This window comes from Helcobacillus sp. ACRRO (genome assembly GCF_022347125.1).
In the GTDB taxonomy this organism is placed as follows: domain Bacteria; phylum Actinomycetota; class Actinomycetes; order Actinomycetales; family Dermabacteraceae; genus Helcobacillus; species Helcobacillus massiliensis.
On record NZ_JAKRNG010000056.1, the window covers coordinates 1 to 3,478 of the forward strand.

Annotated in this window: 4 protein-coding genes; 2 read left to right on the forward strand and 2 right to left on the reverse strand. The window is 73.0% G+C overall.

What is annotated here, in order from left to right:
- Positions 1–303: 303 nt before the first annotated feature.
- Positions 304–1,248, reverse strand: a complete 945-nt coding sequence (locus MHY20_RS11410; RefSeq protein WP_239376882.1) for an endonuclease/exonuclease/phosphatase family protein — start codon at positions 1,246–1,248, stop codon at positions 304–306.
- Between the two features lie 38 nt (positions 1,249–1,286).
- Positions 1,287–1,613 (reverse strand): hypothetical protein, encoded by a 327-nt coding sequence (locus tag MHY20_RS11415; RefSeq protein WP_239376883.1) that lies wholly within the window; start codon positions 1,611–1,613, stop codon positions 1,287–1,289.
- Between the two features lie 43 nt (positions 1,614–1,656).
- On the opposite strand from MHY20_RS11415, the gene MHY20_RS11420 reads away from it, so the two are divergent.
- Both MHY20_RS11420 and MHY20_RS11425 read left to right on the forward strand, forming a co-directional pair.
- Positions 1,657–2,295: a YetF domain-containing protein gene (locus MHY20_RS11420; protein WP_239376885.1), complete on the forward strand. Its 639-nt coding sequence runs from the start codon at positions 1,657–1,659 to the stop codon at positions 2,293–2,295.
- On the forward strand, positions 2,292–3,478 hold a 1,187-nt coding region (locus MHY20_RS11425; protein ID WP_239376887.1), incomplete at its 3' end, for an MFS transporter. The genes MHY20_RS11420 and MHY20_RS11425, both read left to right, overlap by 4 nt.

Consider the following 3,478-nt stretch of genomic DNA (forward strand, 5'->3'; position numbering starts at 1 on the left):
AGACAGGACCCAAACCCCGGCCCCGACCCTCGGCCGTGCACTTTCCGACCGAAATCCGCCCTTTCGGGCTGGACATGCGCGTTCGGGCCGGTTCTTGGTCGTTTTTTGGTCACTGCCTCCGCGCACCGGGGGCTCGCGGCGGGGTTGCGGCTCTGCCCCAGCCCCGCGGCTCTTCTCTGCCCCGCGGTCGTGCCGGGCCCCGCGGCTCTTCTCTGCCCCGCAGTCCTGCCCAGCCCCGCGGCTCTGCCCAGCTCTGCGGCTTCGGCCTGCCCTGAGACTCAGCAGGCGATGAAGCCGCGCGCCTCAGTCGGTGATGACGAGGTCCGCGACCAGCGGTCGGTGGTCACTGACGCGCGTGGACGGCACGAACGTCCTCACCGCACGGACAGCCCCGCGCAGCAGCACCAGATCGATGCGGCGCAGCGGCAGGGTGGACGAATGGGTGAACCCGCCGGCGAACCGCGCCCCCGCACCCACGAGGGCGCCGAGGACCGGGCCGACGGCCCCGCGCACTGCGCTGGTGCGGGCGCGGAGCGCTTCGACTCGGGCGTCGCGCCAATCCCGGGTGAGGCCGCGGTAGGTGGCGCTGAACGGCGTGCAGTTCATGTCGCCCACGAGGATCGTCGCGGCCGGCACGGCCTCGGCAGCGCAGTCCGCACCTCCGTAACCGGCGGCGTCTGCGGGTCCGTCAGCGCCGGAACCCGCGCGGGCGCCGCACCCATCGCCGGCCAGTTCGCGGCGCAGCGCCGCCACCTGCTGCGCCCGGTCCTCGGCGCCCGCGGAGCCGTCGGCGGACAGGTGCGTGGCGACGGCGCGCACCCGCACCCCGTCACAGTCGAGGTCGGCGATGAGCGCGGAGCGCTGCTCGCCGCCGGAGGGGACGGGCAGCATGACGGTGCGGCTGTCGAGGATCGGGAAGCGCGTGAGGATGGCGTTGCCGTAGCCGGTGCAGTCGGGGGCGGGCGGCAGGCCGAGGGCGGCGCGGCCGGCGGCGTCCGCGGCCTTGCGGGCGGGCAGGGAGGCGCCGAAGACGGCGTTCATGCCGAGCGCCTCGCCGAGGGCGCCGGCTTGGTCGGCGAGGTCGGAGCGGTCGTCGAAGCAGACGTCCACTTCCTGCAGTCCGATGATGTCCGCGTCGAGCGCTGCGATGGCGCGGGCGGTGCGGGGCAGGGAGAGGACGTCGTCTGCGCCGCGGCAGTGTCGGATGTTGAAGCTTGCCATGCGGAGGTGCCGACGGGTGCTGATCATGCGGGCAGTCTACGAATCCCGCCGAGGCGAACACTGGGTCAACGGCTCGCAGTCCCTGAGCGGCCCGGCCCATCAGCGCGGCCAGCGTCGGACCCACTGGAAGCGCGGTCCCCGTCGGCCCCCTGCGCCGGACCGCCCTCGGGGGCCTCCCCGGGCGCGGCGGCCGAGTGGACGACCATTTCGGCGGTGGCGGCCATGCCGAGCATCTGGCGGGTTTCGCGCCAGCGGGTGCCGGGCCGGTACGGTCCCTCTGTCAGTATCTCGACGGCGTCCACACCGGACAGGGTGCGCGCGGCGTTCGGAATATCGGTGATGATGGACCCGACCGCGTCCAGCGGTGCGGCGACGCGCTGGTGGAGGCACACTGAGTTCCCGATCGTGACTCGACCCTAGAGGAGGAAGCAGACCGTGCATGAGGCCCATGCCGCCGCGGAGCCGGTGGAGTTCTGGTCGGCCCTGTGGTTCCACATCGGGGCGTCCCCCGCGGGCCTCGTCGGCGTGCTCATCGCCACCGTAGTGCTGTACCTCTTCTTCACCCTGCTGCTGACCGCAGCGGGGCCCCGCCTGGTGGCCCGGCCCTCCACGTTCACGCTCGTGGTGACGATCTGCCTCGGGTCCATCGCGGCCCGCGCCATGCTCGGCAACACCCCGACCCTCGCTGGTGCCCTCGTCGCGATGAACACGCTGATGGCGATGGAGTTCCTGTTCCGCCGCCTGCGCCGCTCCATCCGGCCGCTGCTGCAGGCGCGGCGGCGGGGCCGCACCCGCTTCGGCCTCGCCGGCCACGCCAGCGTCATCATGGCCGACGGCGCCGTCCAGCCCGACCTGCTGCGCCGACGCGCCCTCACGGAGGACCTGCTGATGGTGCGGCTGCGCGGCGCCGGCATCCACCGTGTGCAGGATGTGGCGCTCGCGATCCTGGAGCCGCGCGGGGACCTCACGGTGCTGCGCCGCGGCGAGACGATCGATGCTGCCCTGGTGGCGGATGTGGTGGGCCGTGACCGCATCCCGCCGCATCTGATCACTCCTCCTGAGGAGGCAGCATGACTGAGAAGCCGTCGGATGCCTCCCAGTCGCCCGCACGTTCCACCCGGAAGCCTGCGCGTTCCTCTCGCTTCACCCGGGCCGCCGCGCGCCGTTCCAGCCGCCGGGCCGCCCGCCTCCCGCTCGGCAGGCGCGGTGTCGGCCCCCTGCTCGCCCTCGTCGCCGTTGCGGTCGCGGCGCTGAACCTGCGGCCCGGCATCTCATCGCTCGGGCCCGTGCTCGGCACGGTTCTGGAGGAGTTCGGCGTGTCCTCCAGCGCCGGCGGTCTGCTGACAGCCATCCCGGGCCTGTGTTTCGCCGTGCTCGGGGTGCTGGCGGTGCCGATCGGGCGGCGCCTCGGCCTGTCCGGCGCCGTGATGGTGGGGTTCGCGGTCCTGGTGCTGGGGATCCTGGCGCGCCCGTTCGTCGGCTCGATCTGGCTGTTCGCCGGGTGCACCGTCCTCATCGCGGGAGGCATCGCGCTGGGCAACGTGCTGCTGCCGGCGTGGATCAAACGCCACGGTGGTGAGCGCACGGTCCGCCTCATGACCCTGTACACCACGCTGCTCGGCCTCGGCGGCGCGGTGGGGCCGCTCTCAGCGCTGCTGGTGCGCGCGGGCGACAGGGAACCGATCGAGGTGCTGGGGCTGGCGGCGTGGCAGTCGGCGCTGCTGATCTGGGTGGTGGCTGCGGCGGCCGCGGCAGTGGTGTGGGCGGCCGTGTGGGCCACCACCCGGTACGACTTCCCCGCGGATCCGCCGTCACCGGACGGTGCCCGTCCCGTCCGCGTCCCCCTGTGGCGCTCCAGCACCGCCCGCTGGATGATGCTGATGTTCGGGCTGCAGTCGATGCAGGCGTACGTGCAGATGGGGTGGATGCCGGTGATGATGATGGACACCGGCATCAGCTCCGTGGTGGCGGTGTGGACCGTGTTCGTCACCAACGGGCTCGGCATGGTGGGCGGCGTGGTCATGCCCACGGTCATTCACCGCTCGCGACGGCTCGCGCCGATCATCGCGTCGTTCGGGCTGCTGACCGCCGCGGGGTACGGGGCTGTTCTGCTGCTGATCGCGGTGGGGGCCGACGGGTTCGGGGACTCAGCGGCGCTCGTCGCACTGGTGTGCGCGCTGATCCTCGGCGTCGGCGGGTGGTCGTTCCCCACGGCGATCGCGATGATCCCGGCGAGGTCCCATGATCCGGCGGTGAC

Excerpts from the sequence above, each read along its gene's own strand:
- MHY20_RS11410 (WP_239376882.1), bottom strand. The coding sequence starts at position 1,248 with ATGATCAGCACCCGTCGGCACCTCCGCATGGCAAGCTTCAACATCCGA.